Origin of the sequence: Novipirellula galeiformis, assembly GCF_007860095.1 — a bacterium.
GTDB classification, from domain to species: domain Bacteria; phylum Planctomycetota; class Planctomycetia; order Pirellulales; family Pirellulaceae; genus Novipirellula; species Novipirellula galeiformis.
Map to the genome: position 1 here is coordinate 1 of NZ_SJPT01000004.1, position 18209 is coordinate 18209.

Annotated in this window: 16 protein-coding genes; 10 read left to right on the plus strand and 6 right to left on the minus strand. The window is 54.8% G+C overall.

Annotated features, from left to right (window positions below; all coding sequences use genetic code 11):
- Both Pla52o_RS11000 and Pla52o_RS11005 read right to left on the minus strand, forming a co-directional pair.
- Nucleotides 1-298 (minus strand): transposase zinc-binding domain-containing protein (locus Pla52o_RS11000; protein ID WP_197169169.1); only part of this gene is annotated, 298 nt, incomplete at its 3' end.
- A gap of 3 nt (nt 299-301) precedes the next feature.
- The gene (locus Pla52o_RS11005) at nt 302-1210 is read right to left on the minus strand and encodes a site-specific integrase (protein ID WP_146594690.1); all 909 of its coding nucleotides are present in this window, start codon (nt 1208-1210) and stop codon (nt 302-304) included.
- Between the two features lie 272 nt (nt 1211-1482).
- Between Pla52o_RS11005 and Pla52o_RS11010 the strand changes: the two genes are divergently transcribed.
- From Pla52o_RS11010 to Pla52o_RS11035, 6 genes are all read left to right on the plus strand, one after another.
- On the plus strand, nt 1483-2001 hold the full coding sequence (locus tag Pla52o_RS11010) for a four helix bundle protein (protein WP_146594691.1): 519 nt from the start codon (nt 1483-1485) through the stop codon (nt 1999-2001).
- A gap of 43 nt (nt 2002-2044) precedes the next feature.
- Nucleotides 2045-2803, plus strand: a complete 759-nt coding sequence (locus Pla52o_RS11015) for a hypothetical protein (RefSeq protein WP_146594692.1) — start codon at nt 2045-2047, stop codon at nt 2801-2803.
- Nucleotides 2804-3666: 863 nt separating this feature from the next.
- Nucleotides 3667-4014, plus strand: a complete 348-nt coding sequence (locus Pla52o_RS11020; protein ID WP_146594693.1) for a hypothetical protein — start codon at nt 3667-3669, stop codon at nt 4012-4014.
- 40 nt (nt 4015-4054) lie between these two features.
- A complete protein-coding gene (locus tag Pla52o_RS11025; RefSeq protein ID WP_146594694.1) occupies nt 4055-4684 on the plus strand; it encodes a hypothetical protein in 630 nt (209 codons plus the stop codon).
- Between the two features lie 855 nt (nt 4685-5539).
- On the plus strand, nt 5540-6118 hold the full coding sequence (locus Pla52o_RS11030) for a hypothetical protein (RefSeq protein ID WP_146594695.1): 579 nt from the start codon (nt 5540-5542) through the stop codon (nt 6116-6118).
- 232 nt (nt 6119-6350) lie between these two features.
- On the plus strand, nt 6351-6560 hold the full coding sequence (locus Pla52o_RS11035) for an addiction module protein (RefSeq protein ID WP_145121246.1): 210 nt from the start codon (nt 6351-6353) through the stop codon (nt 6558-6560).
- A gap of 353 nt (nt 6561-6913) precedes the next feature.
- On the opposite strand, the gene Pla52o_RS27770 is transcribed toward Pla52o_RS11035, so the two are convergent.
- The 4 genes from Pla52o_RS27770 to Pla52o_RS11060 form a co-directional block, all read right to left on the minus strand.
- Complete coding sequence (locus Pla52o_RS27770; protein ID WP_315852942.1) at nt 6914-7600, minus strand: group II intron maturase-specific domain-containing protein; 687 nt, start codon at nt 7598-7600, stop codon at nt 6914-6916.
- 10 nt (nt 7601-7610) lie between these two features.
- Nucleotides 7611-8864, minus strand: a complete 1254-nt coding sequence (ltrA, locus tag Pla52o_RS11045; protein WP_146594696.1) for a group II intron reverse transcriptase/maturase — start codon at nt 8862-8864, stop codon at nt 7611-7613.
- Nucleotides 8865-9945: 1081 nt separating this feature from the next.
- A complete protein-coding gene (locus tag Pla52o_RS11055) occupies nt 9946-11238 on the minus strand; it encodes a Gfo/Idh/MocA family protein (protein WP_146594697.1) in 1293 nt (430 codons plus the stop codon).
- A 252-nt stretch (nt 11239-11490) separates the two neighbouring features.
- Nucleotides 11491-11928: a hypothetical protein gene (locus tag Pla52o_RS11060; protein WP_146594698.1), complete on the minus strand. Its 438-nt coding sequence runs from the start codon at nt 11926-11928 to the stop codon at nt 11491-11493.
- Between the two features lie 169 nt (nt 11929-12097).
- Between Pla52o_RS11060 and Pla52o_RS26855 the strand changes: the two genes are divergently transcribed.
- From Pla52o_RS26855 to Pla52o_RS11075, 4 genes are all read left to right on the plus strand, one after another.
- A complete protein-coding gene (locus Pla52o_RS26855) occupies nt 12098-12241 on the plus strand; it encodes a hypothetical protein (RefSeq protein ID WP_197169171.1) in 144 nt (47 codons plus the stop codon).
- A 59-nt stretch (nt 12242-12300) separates the two neighbouring features.
- Entirely contained in the window at nt 12301-13590 is a 1290-nt protein-coding gene (locus tag Pla52o_RS11065; RefSeq protein ID WP_197169172.1) for a M14-type cytosolic carboxypeptidase, read from the plus strand.
- Between the two features lie 88 nt (nt 13591-13678).
- Nucleotides 13679-16705 carry a DUF4838 domain-containing protein gene (locus tag Pla52o_RS11070; protein WP_146594700.1) on the plus strand — a complete coding sequence of 1009 codons (3027 nt, stop codon included), beginning with the start codon at nt 13679-13681 and terminating at the stop codon, nt 16703-16705.
- Between the two features lie 169 nt (nt 16706-16874).
- The gene (locus tag Pla52o_RS11075; RefSeq protein WP_146594701.1) at nt 16875-17852 is read left to right on the plus strand and encodes a hypothetical protein; all 978 of its coding nucleotides are present in this window, start codon (nt 16875-16877) and stop codon (nt 17850-17852) included.
- Nucleotides 17853-18209 lie beyond the last annotated feature (357 nt).

Genomic DNA, 18209 nt, shown 5'->3' on the forward strand with positions numbered 1-18209 from the left:
TTTGATCCGTAAAAGTGACCAGGAAGTGATGCACCGGCAACAGTCGTTCCGACTGCTTGGCGAGCCAACTCTGCGTCTTGTGCTTCTGGCAGTTGGGGCAGTGACGATTGCCACACGAGCGACCGATGAGGTGCTTCGCTTGACACTTCTCGCATTCGATCAGGACACGGCCCAACTCGCCAGTGCGGCAGCGGGTGATGGCATCCAGGACGATCCGCATGGGAAGCGGCACTCGGTTGCCAAAAGCTTGCAGCAGTGCCGGTGCGTGCTGTCGGAGGCAGCTCGCAACGGTGGGCATCGCTTAACGTCTGCGAAAGATCTGTTCGATCGTTTCTCTGGCGTTAGCCTCGGCGGTGTCGGTCAGATGCAGGTAGATCATCGTAGTCTGCAGGCTGCTATGACCGAGATACTGCTGAATGACCTTTAAGGAGACGCCTGCTTCGAGCAGATGCGTGGCATAAGAATGTCTTAGCGTGTGGATACTGACACGCTTGGTAAACTTCAGCTCCACCGCGATCTTGCCCATCGCCTTTTGCAAAGTCGAAGTCTGGATCGGGGTGTCGGCCGTAGACGATTGTTTGTGATTACGCCCCTCGGCGGGGAAGAGGAACCGTGGATGCTGATGAGTCACCCAGTGTTGCCGGAGCCAGTGAAGTGTGGAAGTCGGCAGTGGAACGTAGCGATCTTTGGCGCCTTTGCCTCGATGAATGTGAACCATCATCCGCTGGGAATCAATGTCACCGACTTGCAGGTTGCGAGCTTCCTCGAGCCGCAAGCCCATCGAGTAGGTCGTCCAAAAGAAGGCTGCAATCCGCTCGACTCGGCAGGCGTCGATGATGCGGTGCACCTGTTCGATGGTGAGTACTTCGGGCATCGTTTTGGACCGCTGCAGCTTCATCGTGGCGAGCGTCTGCCAATTCCGCTTGCAGGTTCGCGAGTAGAAGAACTTGATGCCAGAGAATGCTACTCGGATCGATCCGTAAGCGAATTGTTTTTCGTTCTTGAGGTACAGAAAATATCGCCGCAGTTCGGCTTCGGTGATTCGGTTGGGACGTTTTTCACAGTAGTCGGCGAGTTGCCGAACGGCTCGGAGATAGCCGTGCACGGTGCGTTTGCTCATGCCTGCGAGCTGCAGGTCGTCGTTCATGTTCTGATAGAGCTTGCCGTCGAAGTAGGGAGAAGCGGCAGGGAGGTTGTCGTAGTTGACCATGGTGGAACCTTGTTGAGAGGGTAAAGAAAACAACAAGGAAACATGCCTGCGCCGTGAGCACCTGCTAAACTAACGATCGAAAAACCCAACCACCCCGCCGCGATAGCGGCTTACTTGAACAATCCCGTGAACCGGAGTCGCGGAGTCGTCGTTTTTGACAATGGATAATCAATCGCCGCGACTCGGTTATCGCGGACGTTCTGGCAATGAAGAAATCGTACTCGTACTCAGGCGCAGCCGGTACTCGTACTCGTACTCGAAATGGGGCACCGATGACCGAACCAATCTTCGACCACGATCGACTCGACGTTTACCGACTGTCGATCGATTACGTCGCTTCATCGTTCGCCATCGCGAAGGAGTTAAACGGACTTCATCGTCATGCCCGCGACCAATGGCTTCGCGCCGCACAATCGATTCCGCTGAACATTGCCGAAGGCAATGGCAAACGCAGCCTCAAGGATCGAAATCGATTTCTCGATATTGCCCGCGGATCGGCATTAGAATGCGCTTCGATTCAGGATGTGCTCTTCGCAACGGACGGGCTTGGTGGCGAACAACACGGTGAATTGAAACGAACGCTCAAACGGATTGTTTCGATGCTGATGCGACTGATCGCCCGCGCTGACGCTGTCTCCGAATCCAGCGCGCGGTACAATGCTGCTGACGAGCACGAGTACCGCGATGCTGAGTACGAGTACGAGCACGAAGAACAGCCAGAACCAAGAATTGCACCGAAGGACGCGGCGCCGTTGTTCTCCAAATCAATGTCCACCGCGCGTCCTCCGTGATGTCTACCGTTCGCCAAAGCAATCTCTTTTCAAACGGTGCTGAATGCTTCACTATCTTCGAATGCTCATTTCAATCTTGTCCTTCGCGATGATTCTTCCCACGAGTGCCTATTCGGATGGACTGCTTCGTCAGTTGCCGAGCGAAGGTTCGTGGGCCACTTATCGGATGTCAGAGAAATGGGATGACGGCACCAAACGCGAAATTGACGTCACGATCAAGTCACTTGGTAGCGAGGCTGCCGAAGGGCAGCCGTGCTCTTGGTTTGAGATCGTTATGCAACTCCCGGACAAGTCCATGCGAAAAGCTTATCGGTTTCTGACGCCGAACGAGCATGTCCTTTCTGATCCTCTCGGAAAAGCCTTGCAGGTCTGGGTCCGTCAAAACGAAGCCGCACCGTTTCGGGATGAGGCGTGGGACCAATTCCTGCCTCGTCTCATGCTCATTGCGCCCGCGCGTTTCGAGAATGAAACCAAACATGACGAAACGAAGGCCGTCACATATGCTGGCAATAGACTCGAATGTCAGGTTGTGTCGGGCACGTCTACGAAGCAAGTCACTGGAAGTAAAACGATTGCGAAGTATCGCGTGCTGTTAAGCGATGATATGCCTTTTGGAGTGGCTGCCGTTACGATAGACGCGACCGTAGTGACAAACTGTGATCCAGATCCACAGGCAGAGTGCAATTTCACGAAAGGAACGGTTGAGTTTGTGGCCACGTCCACGGGGCAGAACGCTAAATCGGTTGTGCTCGTTGCGGATGCGACGAGTGGCGCACCATCGGATGCACCGGCGGACCGGTAGTTGCTATTCTCGAATGGATGCTCAACTCCCGGTCCCCGCTGATCCGGGGCGTTCTGCCACGAACAAGCCGCTGTCGGCACATCGACTGTTCCAACTATGACGCAGCTGACGAATCCATACGCTCCAAGCCGGTCGGGACCGCAGACCGAGACACGCTCGTTGCCATTGACGCAACGTAAAGCTTCGCTTGCACGTGCGTTTGGACGTGGAATACTCTGGTCACTCACACTTGCCTTGCCGGCTTTCCTTGCGCTCTATTTTGAATATTCGATTCGGCAGAATTACGAGGTGGATCCGGTGACCGGAACATTTCGGACCGACTTCACCTATCGAGATGATTTGCGATGCGCAATCCGTGCTGGAGTTCCGATCGTGATGTTCATCATGCTACCGTGGGCGGTCGTCTCGGGGATGCTGTCTCTACGCCGAACACACGTTCAAAACTGAGCCGATGTGTTAAGCTAGAAGGGCAGAACCATGAAATGCACGGGAGGACGGGTGGTCCGTTTTCTCATTTGCTTGCAAGTCGTTCGCCCGTCCTCCGTGATTTCTGCCGATATTTGGACTAGCGGCTTCTTCGTGGCGCTGGTTGCTCGGACGAATGAATGTGTGGCGAGGCATGATCACTTGCGGCGTCCCTCGAAGATTTGGCACTTCACGGATGAGGTGATACGTTGTTCCAGATCAATGACCGGGTGGGGCGGTCTCACCGGTTCCAAATATCCATCCGCATGCACGGGAGACGTCGGCGCTGTCCGGCTTGAAACCAACATCGTCTCCTCCGTCCCCGTGATGCTCGGCGTTATCGCAATCAATTCGATCAACACTTCACTTCATCTCAACCTAAAAGGTCGATCCGAATCATGACGGTTGTTCGTTGGGATCGCGTGCCATCTGAGTTTCACTATCTACGCGACGCTGTTGAGGCATGTGGCGAAACTCGCGTGACGCTCTTTGACCCGACGGTCAGACGTCATGTCCCATTAATTGAAACTGCATCTGAAGAACAACTTGATTTCATTCGATCTGCCAAGGATCAAGTCGAACGTCGCGAAGATCGATTGCAAATTGAGAAATGGTGCGAGAATCCCGCTCAAAAGCGTCCGTCCGTTCGCACGGCTATTTGGCACATCCAGGGAATGCTCTTTCTGTTCGATCAATTAGATGGTCATCAGTTAGAGGTGTTTGACGAAGACTTTGATGACGACTGATTCCCGTTTTGCGATAACCATGCGATGATACGGAGCGGCGGTGGTCGCCGTTTTGGCAATGGTTAACTCGCGCGCCGCCGCCCGCATATCGCTACCGTTCGCCAACAGACAGACCACGATGGAACAATCACTTCGCCAATGGCTGACCGAGCGCGACGAAGGTGCCATTGACGATGCGTTCTTCGAGAATGAATGTCCGCATTTCTTTGCCGTCGACTGGCGCGAAGACGATGCCGATATTGTGCGGTACTGCGCTGACTGCCTCGGCAACATCGCGATCCGGGGCGAATGGCGGGACGACACACTTGTGATCATCCGTAATGGCAACGAGACGACTGTTCCACTGGCAAATGATGAAGGCGATAGGGACGTCACGATTCGCGCCTTGAACGGCGCGCTTCAACCAGACTACGAAATCCGTTTGTTGGTGTGTTCTTACGGCGGCGATACGGCTGGATTCGCGGTGTTGGCGTCTGCTGATTGGCAATCGCTGGATGCCGAATTGTCTCAAGCCGCCAGCGAAAACTTCGTCAAACTGGCACTGCTTCCAAACATATTCACCGAAATGACTGACCAGCATCTTCCGGAAGCGGCACGCACCCGCTTCCAACGAATGCTCGAACGCAATCGGAAACCACAATCGTCGCGTCCGTGGTGGCGGTTCTGGTAGCACGAATTGCGGCGAACCATCCGATCGGGATAGGGGGCCGGATTGCTCCGGCGCCCCTCCCACACCACCGGACATGCGGGTCCGCATCCGGCGGCCCGAGCACGAGTTTTAAATCGTCATGTTGCCACGACGACTCAAGCCATTGAACAACAGCCAGCGCCACAATGAGTTGACCGAAATACGTACTTGCTCGTTCCCTTCGGGCCTTCGCTGACCGCGTGGGACAACTACGATGCCCTCTGCTGACTTCCAGTTGGCACCGAGTAACTTTCCAATGCACGGCCCTGGCTTTCGGGCAAGCCCTACTCCCAGGTACGCCTACTGGATCTCCACAGTTAAGATCGTGATCTGTCCCCGCCCAAGTGCCACATCTACCTATGCTCACTCTTCCGGTTCGGTTTCGTGGTCACATGCCCACTCACCGCGAGTCATCGGCCTCTATGTGGTTTCTGTACGTAACCTGGCGGGTCTTGGCGTGAATGTGTCTGACGACGGTTTTAGCTTTGAAGCTCGTCCGATTCGGTTATCGTTGAACTGGAACTGTTCTCGGCGGCTAACCAGATTTAGGGACACATTCGCAGGCTTCCTCCCCACGGATTGTCACCTCCGGCGCAGTTGCCGCGTCTTCCTGGCAATTCGCCTCGTACTCTCTTTCGTTAGAATTTCATTTGGTATACTGACTCCTTGAAAGAAACCGGAACTAAGTACAGGGGACTTGCACCCCACAAGATCACGCCCATGCTGGGCGTACAGGCACGGGAGCGGCGGTCGCCAGCGTTTTTAAAATCAACGTCAACTCCTGCCGCCCCGTGATGCGGGTCGTTATCCGACTTAGCTCTTATCGAAGGATCTTCCATGAATGTCGCTAAACTACTTCTGCCGCTCGTTTTTGCATCGCTAGCATTCACAGTTAATGCTCAGGAGCGTTCGTCCGTCGTCCAACAGTTGCTTCCGAATGGTGGCGATGTTGCTCATACTCTCGGGTTGGATTTATATAAATTTAAGCTCCCTGTTCGATCGCCACAGTTTGAGGTAATCCTTCGGGAAAAACCAACTAATGATTCAGAGATGAAAGTCATAGCAAGCTACGCTTTCGAAGCAGATCGCGGATACGAGGATTTCGAACTACTGCTGAGTTTCATGCCGGAAGATGGTTTTGCACCTCACGCATTGTTCCAGGGTGACGACAGAGTTGACATGCGTGTGCAGTGTAAATTCGGGAATGCAACGACGGGTTCTGGCAGTCTAATTCCTCGTCCACTGAAGGACGCGAATGGTGGCGTGAGGTCGCTTCGTCCGATGAACCTCCGGGCAGATGACAAAGACCAGGCCGAGCATGAACTGGTTCTCCTGCTGCTTGAAGGGGAGAAGCGGGACGGATTCACCCCGTTTGCTGAGATCGCAATACGTTACCTGCCTCGCAACAGCGGATAACGATTGCGATGAACCGGAGGAAGTGTGCTCTCCGCTACGGCGGGTTGCCTTCGGCATTGTACCCGCCTCCGCTACGATCACCCTTCCCCGGTTATCGCTGGCGTTCGCCCGACTGGATGTGTCCGTGTTAGCCCACTGACGTAGGATCTCACGTTTCCGTTGCGTTTTCCGCCTATTCGCCACGGGAATTTAGCGTGGTACAATGAACGCTCCTCCATTACAGGACGCAACCATGACCCTGCAAGAATCACTTCGTTCTCTACCGCCCGACCAGAAGCTCGCGATCGTAACGCAACTCTGGGACGACTTGGCTTCTTCGGCTCCGCTAACGCTACCGCCCGACGAGCTTGCCGAAATGCAACGCCGGCGTGACGAAATGCTTGCGGACCCTTCTATCGCAATTGACGCTGACGAAGTGTGGCGGCGTGTCGATGGCGACTGAGCGCTACCATCCATTCTTCGCCGTCGACTTGGCTACTGCTTGTTCTCACTACGATTCTATCGCTTCCACGCTTGGCAACCGCTTCCGGGCTAACGTGCGGTCTGCGATTCGCAATGTCGTCGATCGCCCTGACTCATTTGGTCGGATCGGCGGTGATTTCCGTGGCGCACTGGTTGACCGATTTCCTTACGTTGTTGTCTTTGCTTCTGATGATGGTGTTCCTTCGTTCTATGGCTTGCGTCACGCCGCGTCCGATCGGGCGGATTGGTTCGTCCGGACTATGCCATCACCGAACGGATAACCATCGCATCGGGATAGGGGGCCGGATTGCTCCGGCGCCCCTCCCACACCACCTAGCATGCGGGTCCGCTACGCGGGCGGTTCGTCGCGAGGATGCAAGCTGTTGCCAACGCTCTGCTAGACTCGGGTAAACCCTCACTGTTCAGGTATTCGTTCGATAGCGCACGCTGGACTCCTGACGTCTTGGCAAGACGCCATGCCCCTTTGCCGCTAAACGCGAACGGCCGGGCGTCCCGGTACGACAAGCCGAACGACATCAGGTTGCGACGCCGAGTTTTCGGCTTCCTCCACTGCTTTGAGTAACATGCTCGAACGCGTCGCCGAAGCCACTTGTCGAGCGTACTGAAAGTTGTCTTGACTTGGTCCAACTGGAAATACCCAAGCCAACCAATCGCATAAGAACGAAACTCCGCAAAACGCTTCTTCATCGATATGCCGCGGTTCCTACGAAAGATTTCCGAGACACTCCGTTTGAAGGCATCAAGCTTCTTTCGACTCACGCGAAACGGTCCGCCATAGCCACGGAATTCGTAGCCTACGTACTCAAGCACTTGCGTCTTACAGACGCTGCGTTTGTCGTGATTGACATGTAGTTTCAACGTCAGTGTCAGAAATCGCTCGACGCTCGCGTAAACTCGATGCGCGGCCGCATCCGACTTTACGAAGATCACAAGTCGAGTAGCCCGGGGGAATCGCACCCCCAGGCCCTCACAGAACCGGACGTGAACCTCTCGGCTCATCCGGCTCTTATCATCCAGACGCAGGACGAATTCCGTGCGACCATAACGCAAACAGATGCGGTTCACGTTGAGCAACACGGCCCAACCAATGCACTGCGTTGCGTTGATGGTAGCGCAGTGGCTTAAACTTGCGGCGTACCCAGTACACAAGACTGCGTTCTAGGCTCCGCAAGGTGGGTGTTAATGCAGACGGATAGTACCGACCGTAATAGTTCACCCAGCCACGTACAAAAGGATTAACGAACTTAGCAATGTCCTCTAAGCTCTGGTTGTTGCGTGTCGAACCAATCCGCCACGAACGAATCGTTGCCCGGATCGAGTTCGCCGCCTTGTTGCTCACACCGGGAAGGAAGCTGACAAACAGCTTGCCTCTCCGATTCTTGGCGCGACGAGGACGAAACGTATATCCCAAGAAGTCGAACGAGGTGTGTTCATGCGTGCCGCGTCGGTCGTCGTCTTTGCAGTACACGATCTTGGTTTTCACAGGGTGAAGTTCCAAGTGGCATTCTGCCAGACGCTTCCGAATTGCTGCGAGCAGCCCTTCGGCCTCAGCGAGGCTTCGAGCGTGCACGACAGCATCGTCGGCATAGCGAGCGAATTGAACGTCTGGGAAGTTACGCCGCAGCCATTCATCGAACGCGTAATGCATGAACAGATTCGACAACAAGGGACTGATCACAGACCCTTGCGGCGATCCTTTCGTTCTTTCATCCAGGCGCCCATCCGCGTGTTGCACTTGAGCTCGCAACCAGCGTTCTACGTAAAGTAGAATCCACGGTACATCAGTGTGATGCCGTACTGCACGCATGACCAAGTTCCAATCGAGATTATCAAAGAAGCCTTTGATGTCCAAATCAATCACCCAGCTGCGACGCCAACAACGTTGGCGTGTTATCCCCACGGCGTCCAACGCCGACTTGCCAGGACGATACCCGTACGAGTCAGCGTGAAAGTGCGGTTCGACCTGCGGTTCGAGCACCAGCTTCACAACCATCTGCGCGATCCGATCCGAAACGGTCGGAATGCCCAGCGGTCGAGTCTGATCCGTGCCTGCTTTGGGAATCTCCACGAGGCGAACCGGTGGTGGAAAGTAACTGCCCGACGACATTCGATTCCAGAGCTTGTAGAGATTTCCCTTCAAGTCCTTCTCGAAGTCCGCCAGCGACTGTCCGTCCACTCCGGCCGCTCCACGATTCGCCTTCACTCTTTTGTACGCTTCCCAAACGACGTGCTTGGAAATCACATACGGCTTTGCTTCTGTCATGAACTCCTCCTTTGATAGTTGGTTCAATTCATTGGCTGGACAATCTGGTCCCTTCGCTCCACACCCATTACAGATGCTTCAACACTACTACAGACCAGTCCGCCCCTGCGCCTCGCATTGGTACTCAGGTCCTTGTGGGGCTGCCACTTGGACTTCTCCCTTTCTGTGACGACGAGTCACAAACATCGAGGCGTTAGGTTCCCAGGTTACACACACGAGCCTGAAACGGATTCACGCCACCTTTACGCCGGACGCCGTGCTGACAGTAAGCGGATCACCTTCAGCACTCATCCTGGGTTAACGACTACCTCCCAGTTTTGACGTCGTTCCTACGCTTTCGACGGGTCATCAGTGGTTCATTTGCATTCGTCTTTCCGTTTCCTACCTGACAAGGTCAAGCCTCGCCTTTTCCGTAACGCTCACGACCATGGCTTTTGGCCACAGCCGCTTACGGTGGTTTGCAGCCTGCCTCCGCAGACCGGCTGCGAGGGACCTACCCTCATCTCGCACACACATTGCCTGGCGCACAGTCGTCAGCATAGCGCACGAAAGACAATCCGCGTCGCTCCAGTTCCTTGCCCAGATCATCCAAATAGATGTTGGAAAGTAGTGGTGACAACGGACCTCCTTACCTCGTTCCTTCTTCGCTTGGTTGACATACTCCATCGATCGTGACTCCGAAAGCGCAGGCAGCGTCCGATCAATTGGAGCAATCGTTTGTCGCGAACCTTGCGGCTCACCCGTGCCATTAACACGTCATGCTGGACTCGGTCAAAGAATTTGGACAGATCCATATCGACGCATCGGCGTCGACCGCTGCGCATGATCTTCTGTACCTGCTTGGCTGCATCTTGCGCCGAGCGATAAGGTCGATAACCGAAACTTTTTCCGAAAATCCAGAAAATCCCGGATCGAAGATCGGCGTGAGGACTAACATAATGGCGGTTTGGATGACGCGATCGAGCAAGTTTGGAATTCCGAGCTCTCTCGTGCCGCCATCGGGTTTGAGGGAAATGAAGAGAAGGTTTCAGCCGTGATCACGCCAGCCACGCATTAAGCCGGAACCGGTTGCCCAATCAGCCTACGCCCAGTCTCGCTTTTCACGTTGCCGCAGGCGATTGGCTTCATCGTCGTCTTGGAACGTTTCCGTTTCAGGATCGATGACGAGCGTCCGGTTCAAGATCCAGGCAAGCGCCGCCGCGTGACAGGCAACATGCGACCGTCGCATCACGGTTGCGTTGCACGTCGTTTGTTCTCGGCTTTTGATGCAATCGAAAAAGTTCCGAGCATGCGCCGTTACGTCCAAACCACGCACGCGTTGGATCGATGCCAGTTCTTTTTGTAGTGCCGGCGACGATGCCACGATCTCGCCTTCATCGCCTGTTTCGACGGAACCTTCGTCACCGATAAATCGCACGGGGCAGGTCCCCAGACGAGTGAGCCAACGAGGGCTGCGATCACCAAAAGGAGTCTCTAAGAAATCCAGGACCAATCGAACACCGTCCGCATAGGTACAGGTAATTGCCGTTTGCGATGGTTCGTATTTGACGGGCATCGTATCGTCGGCGCGGGCGGCCCATTGGCAAAGGTCTAGCGTATGCGCGCCCCAGTCCAGCAAACGTGCCCCACTATCAAAGTCGTACTGACCACGCCAACCGCCATCGACGTACTTTTGGTTGAACGGTCGCCAGGCTGCCGGCCCCAGCCACAAGTTCCAGTTGCAAACGGCATTGTCCGGCGTCGGTTCGGCGGGCAACCAAGAGTTGTCCAAGGTCGGCAAATAGGCAGTCGCTTGCAATTCCTGCAGCTGACCGAGCTTCCCTGACTGCGCCACCTGCACGGCCTGGACAAAATTCGGCACACTGCGTCGCTGCGTGCCCGCTTGGAATATTCGCCCCGTCCGCCGGAATGTATCGTCAATCATTTGGCAATCGCGAATGGTGATCCCGCAAGGTTTCTCGCTATAGACATCTTTCCCCGCTTCCGCAGCCAAGATGGACGCAGCAGCATGCCAACGATCGCCCGTTGCAATCAGGACCGCATCAATATCATCTCTCGCAAGCAAGTCCCGAAAGTCTTGATACAGCCTGCAGTCTTGATTCCCATAATGGTCGTCGACCAATTTCTTACCTGCATCACGTCGCGACTGTTGCACATCCGCGATCGCAACGCACTGTACGTCTTTGAGCTTCAAGATCGCTTTTAAATCGTAGGTACAACGGGGGCCGATCCCGATCACCCCCAGCGTGATTCGCTCGGATGCCGCGACCCCATCGTCAGCCCCGAGAGCCTTGGAGGAAACGAAGTAAGGTGCCGCCAGGGTCGCCGCGCCGGCGGCCAACGTGGTGGATAGGAAGTTGCGTCGGTGGGTCATATTTTTAGCGGGGGGGAGTGAGACAGAGAACGGCTTGCCAGGTGTGTTTGCCGCATGCTAGTGGGCGTCTCGCTCCCCAGCATGCATGCGTTTCATTCTAACCGGTAATCCAGCGAATAGGTGAGCGAGAACCGATCGTATTTGCGAGGGAAAAAACGAGCGGCTTACTGCTCGACCACGCCGCAGACAACCCTTCAGCATTCCGATGGCAAGCTTAGCTGCCTGGTTACACCGACAAGAAACCGAGCAGGTTCACTCGTGCACCGTGCCGACCCTAGCCGCGACGACACACTTCACCGACAAGGCTCTCTTAGGTGTCAGCAGCACGCCTGAAAATGCGGTAAACCGGTTAGGCATTGCGGACGATGGTTCAACACCGATGTGAACGCCGATGTTCCCTCTGATCCGTATCTGATGCCCGGTTACGATCGCAAGTCCGTTGCGTTGACGCACTCGGCACCCAACCAAATCATGGTCAATTTGCAACTCAACATCGACGGGACCAGCCATTGGGTTGATCGTCGAAAGGTGACGATCGAGCGGTCCACAGCTCCGCATTTTGACTTCGCTAAGCAGGTACGCAGGAATCTTTCGGTAGATTAGCCGTTTTGGCGTTAGCCACGGTTCAAGCGGTTCAAGCGGTTCAAACGGTTCAAACGGTTCAAGCGGGGCTGATGGGGTTTCACCCAATCATTCCTGCCTCCCTGCTTACAGGATTGTCGGTATGCTGTATACGAACGATCCGCGACGGGGAAAACAAACGCGACTCTGATGTTGACCTATCGCTGGTTAACTCAGGGTCGCATTCTGAATCGATGGATTATCCACTCGCCGTCACCTATCGCGTTGAGGTCTGACCATGGCAAAGCCTGATTCGGATGTTTTCGACACGGATGTCTGGAGCGACATCACGGCATCGAGTGAACCTTCCGTCGCCAACGACAGCAGCCCCGTCGATTTCCCCGACTTCAAGCTGAAAAATCGAAGAATCGATCAAGACTAAAACTCATGGATGCATCACCAAACTTCGTTTCTCCATCTCCCCCCAAAGTTTATCCCGCCATGCAATTCCCCTCGACGCTCACGAGCCTCATCTCGGTCTGTCTACTTGCACTGGGGAGCGTCGCGAGTGCTGATCCGATCAACAACGCACCCCAACTCGTCGTTGATGCGGACTTTGAAGGAGGCTCGGCGCGCGTCCTTGAGATTGATCAAAAGAACGGTCACATCAGCATTATGCCTGACGGCGATCCGACGCGAGGATGGCCGGCTTGGTGGTTTTTTCGTGTGAGTGGTTTGACCCATAATCAAGCACTCAAGGTCAGCGTGTTTGCCCCCAGTCAGATTCTTCCGAATGGAGTAGCAGGAGCAGGGAAGCCACTGGACGGCTCGTGGGCTTTGCCCAGTCAAGCCACGTGGTCCTCCGATGGCAAGACATGGAACCGAACGCCGGCGGGTAAGCGAGATGGCACAGGAATCACCTACGAGTTGAAATCACCGGGCAGCGAATTGTGGATTGCCTGGGGCCCACCCGCGACACCTACCGCGCTAAATGGATGGATGGATCAGGTCGCGGCAAAGCACGATTCCGTTCGCACATTTGTGTTGGCGAAGACTCTCGAGGGGCGAGAAGTGCGTGGCGTCCGTGTTGCATCCGGCGATGACAGTGACCGTACCCGCCCGGTCATCTGGCTTCACGCGAGGCAACATGCATGGGAAAGCGGATCGAGTTGGGTGGCCCGTGGGATCGTCCAGTGGCTTGTCGGCGGTTCAGAGGATGCAGCCTGGGTTCGTAGCAACACCGAAGTCTACGTCGTTCCAATCTTGGATGTCGACCGCGCCGCTACGGGAGACGGCGGGAAGGAATCGATACCGCATGATCACAATCGCGACTGGTCAGATCGTCCGCACTACCCAGAGATTGCCGCCGTCCAGAAGAAAGTCCGAGCGTGGAGCGATGACAATCGACTCGCGGTATTTGTCGACCTCCATAATCCCAGCCCCAACGATGGCACCGCATTCTTTTATGTCGCATCAAACGATGTACTATCGTCAGCGCGACGTTCGCAACGAGACCGATTTCTTGACGTCGTTCACGATCGCTATGACGGCGAAATCCCGCTGACTCGCGAAACTCGAAGTTCGGGCCCCGGCTACCACCCGCTTTGGCATCGAATGTCTCGAACCTGGGTGACTCAGCATGGCAATGAAGACGCGATTGCGGTTTGCCTCGAAACACCGTGGAATCTCTCTCGCAGCACGACGAAGGGTTACGAATCGGTTGGCGCTGGCCTTGCAAAGGGCATTGCAGGTTTTCTTCAGGAAAGATGCAAAGCACAAGAAATCCGCTAACGGAGAACGCTTCCTTGTGCGTCGATCAAAACGATCGACTGTGCTCAATCGTGAACCATTATAAGAACGCCCCCCTTGGTCCCGCAAAATGATAAACACAACTCACTCGTTCCACACATCCAAAGCAGCCGCGTTGATCGCATTGCTACTTGCTCTGAGCATCGCAGGGACACTGGCGGACGAAGTCGTTGTTGAAAAGCTTCCCGTCGAGTCGGAATCCTGCTACCGACTCACATTCACGGCACAGGCTGGTAGCGAAATGGCGGAGTGGCTTCTGCACAGTATCGATCACGACGGCGAAATTCCTCACGCAGGCTGCTACGAATACGAATGGCAGAAATTCGGGTCGGGCACCACCTCCTACACTCACTCCTTTCGCACGCCTCCTGGAGCCAAAACGCTAGAATTTTCGGTTCGTTTTGACGGACAACCCCCTCAAGTCAGCGACGTGAAGCTCGAGCCAATCGATCCCGATGCGTTATTGGTCAACGGCGATTTCTCCGCGGGCCCAGGCAACTATTCGGGTTGGTCGGAACACAACAACACGCGTTTCGTCGAGGTCAACGGCACGACGGCCCTGAAGATCGAACACAATGGGTATGCGCTGACCGATCAGATACCGATCGAAGCGGGCGCTCGTTATCAGTTTACGTCCGGTTCAACCATCCCTGGGTACGTCTTGGCGTACGACTCCGACATGCGGCTTCTGACGCCGCGCCCGTATGATCGAAAGCGTGAATTTACAACACCCGAAGCTGCGGCCTATCTGAGGTTGCTTTACAAGACAAGCTTTGACCACATCCCCGCCTACCGCACCAAGACGATCACCGCGGTGGGGTTGAAACGTGTCGATGATAGCGCACCGCGGGCAAACGCCGAAGTTCCGCAATTAGCGGCTGAGATCATCCTTCGCGGTCGATGCGATCCACGGGAAGAATATGCCGCCCGAGAGCTCCAGCATTGGATCCGCGAGATCACTGGGAAACGACTTCGACTTCTGGCCAAACCGTCCCGTGCCGACAACACAAAAATCTTTTTGGGGTCTGCCTGGGCAGCCAAATATTCTGACGATTTGAAGTACCTATCCGACTCCGACGGATACGCGGTGCGCCGTGATGGCAAGCATATTTATGTATTCGGAAGTCATCCGCGTGGCACTCTGTTTGGTGTTTACGCGTTGCTGGAAAAAAACACGGACATCATTTGGCCGCGTCCTCATCCCGAATTCGCCGCGATCTTCTCGAACGTTCCCGAAGTCAAATTCGTTGAGACGGATTTTCGCTCTCGACCAGCGTTCAAGATTCGCGAACTGAATTTTCATGGCGGAGACCCCAACCCGGCATTGAGTCAGGACTGGATTGGCCGCAACGGCGGCAACTCACCATTGAAATTGGGCAAAGGGTTCCCGTATTTGCGTTGGCGTTCGGGAGCGATCATCGGCGAAGGTGGCGGGTACATTTGGAAGTTCATGGGGCTGGAACAAGAAGACGAAACGCTGTACCCACTGGTCAACGGCAACCGCCTCCGCAACCTTTGGCGTCAGCCGTGCTACACGCACCGCGATGTACCGGAGGTCATGGCCGACACTGCCCGCGAGATGCTCAGCAGCGTTCCGGGCAAGCAACTCGAGTTCCTGATCTCGCGAGTCGGAGACAACTGGGAAGTTTGTAACTGCCTTGAATGCATGAAGCCCATTGAATTGGCGGACGGCACACTATTGTCCGCAAAATCAACCAGCAGCGTTGCGGACCCGCTGTTCTTTTCGACCCGCAACTACATGATGCTCAATCGAATGGCGGAAGACCTTGTCAAAGATAACCCACAAATCGAACTGCACACCCATGCGTACATTTTTGCTGCTGAGCCGCCCAAGGTTAAACTTCACCCCGCCATCGTCCCCCACTTCGCAGCCTATCCCACCAAAGACGAACGCTATCCGATTCTCGACCAGAAGACCGAACGCGGAGCGGTTTGGAGCAGGCGAATGCGTCAGTGGAGTGAAGAGCAAGACGTGAAGTTCGGCTTCTTCGGATACTACTATGCCGGTGGCTTCAACGCGTTGGCCGATACGGCTGGCCCCGACTACAAAGCGCTTGCAGCGATGGGCGGAATCCACGCTCACAATGAAGGGCATCCCAGCGATACCGGCGAACTTAACCAATGGGATGTAGAGGGCATCGAAAAATGGATCATCGCCAAACTTCAGTGGAATCCGGATCAGGATCCGGCCGCTCTGCGAGATGACTACATCCAGCGGACCTATCGGGATGCCGCACCATCGATGCGAGAGTTCTACAAGTTGATCAACGATTCCTGGCACGACGCGTCGAATCCCACAACCGTAAACTGCCACACGGCGGCCAGAAAAATGTTCGAGGATTTCATTGTCAATCCAGGCCTGGAAAAACGGCTGAGAGAGTTGCTGGTCCAAGCACATACAACGGCATCCGATCCCAGGTCACAGAAGTTGATAGAGCGAACGCTCGCAAAGTTTGACATGTTTGCGGCGGACCTGAGCCGGTTGCCCGCTCCTCTGGTTCCCGAATCGACCGAGCAATGGAACCAGTACGAATCTCCGCATTGGTACAAGGCATATGAGATCGGTGACTTCCAGCGGATTTCGAACTGGCAACCACTTCTAGAAGATCGGACTCCCGAACACAAAACTACGATCGCCATAATGCGAGATAAGGAAACGTTGTATTTTAAAATCGACGCCTTCAACGAGCTTGCGAAACCTGGGAAGTCACCTACGAGAACCAGTGCTTTTCCACAGCATGATCGCGTCGAAATCGTTCTTCGCTCAGGCAACGACACCTTCTATTTCGCGGTGGGGCCAGATGGCGGAACCTACCTCTTAAAGAACTGGAACACGGAAGTCCCGTGGAATAACGCGACGGAAGTCACGCACCTGGCTCTCGATGGAAAGTGGATTACGATGCTCGCGGTCCCACTCAGCGATTTGGGAGCAACGTCTGGAAAGCCGAACCTTGATGCCAAATTCGGTCGGGTCGTTAATCCGGCAAGTCCCGATCGTGAAGAAAGTACCCACGATGGCAGAGGGATATTCAACAATCACGTCATGTTACGCAGTCCGCTAAAGTTCGATGAGTAACCCTGCTGTCCTCCAATCGCTTCCGCTAGAGCATCTTTAGATAGGACGTAGCGCCGGTTCCGAATGGTCAGCTTATGGTTGGCCGGTCGGAACCGGACCGACATCCCACCTCCATTTTCAAAATGCTCTCGACGCACGCCCTATAGAACCAATGCCGAGAACCAACCTCATGACGTACGTCAAAATCCTTTCCGCACTATCGCTTTTGCTCGCGACCGGATCCGTCGTAAACGCACAAACCATCGTGAATATTTCATTCGACAACGACACCTATGCAAAGCACTTTGAGGCAACGGTGGACGGAGTGGCATTGGGAAAATCGTCGGACCAACAAAGTTGTTTGGTCATCGACGGCAAGGTTGATGCCCAACCTCTCAAGCCGATTAAAGTTCAACCCTTACAGAAATACAAACTGACAATGCGTGCGGCAATCGACGCCGCGGATACCGTCGAAATCAACGATCGACTCGCCGACTTTTCGGCCGTCACGCGTGGCAATCACTTTCCCGCGTGCGAATTACATTTCTCCGACAACGATGGCCAAAACGTGTTTTTCGCACTCCATGCCAATCATCTTGTCGAAGGTACACAAAAAGTCAAAGTTGAGAGCGTCGATGTCATCACACAACAATTTCACGACTACGTCTTTGTCTTCTACGCTCCTCCGACGGCCGAGACGCTTCACCTTAACCTAGCTCCACGGAAAAGAACTCTGCTTGTTGAAAGCATGGTTCTTAAGGTGGAGGACGCCGAAGGAACCGTAAACTGCAATCCCGACTTCCGGTATGGCGAACTGAATCTGAGCGGATGGAGGCCGGATACCGAAGGCCGACTTTTTCGACGCCCGGACAACACCACGGTGCTGAAGTGCGGAACGGCGGCTACCAGTTCGGTGTTCATCGTCGACGACGAATTGCGTTATTCCTTTTTGTGCAAAGGCGTGGGGTACAATAAAAAATCTGGCAAAGTCATCATTCTGTTCTTTGACGAAAACGAAAAGGTGCTCGGCCACACCCATCTGTTCTGGGACAAAGACATGCAGGACGGAGCCACCAAGGCTGGAATCAAACCGATCTCGGGATCAAAAATGGCCATCCTCAAAGCCTCCAGCGTTATTCTGGAAAAGGTATTGGTAACCAAGGATTAGCCATCGAGATATCGCCCACAGAATTGCTCCCATGCTCCGATCGCGAATCACGCTGAGCCTGGTATTTTGCGTCGGCGCTGCAAAATGAACATTGGGGGGGCATATCGTTTTTTTAGTTAAGACGCGAGCCTCTCGGCGTGCTGGGACTAAAGAAGATGATAAGTCCCCCGTTTGTCCCGATTGTTTTTCATTGCTCCTCGCAGGTCGATTCTTCGCCGTCCGTGGACAGGGCGTTGTGTGGTTCATCTAACTCGGGTGAGCACGCATGCATCTCAACGACCTTTTCGTCCCTCGCCGCGTCCGCGTTTGCGACATATCCGTTCGGCTTTTCGCCCAGATTGCAGCAGGCCCAGATTG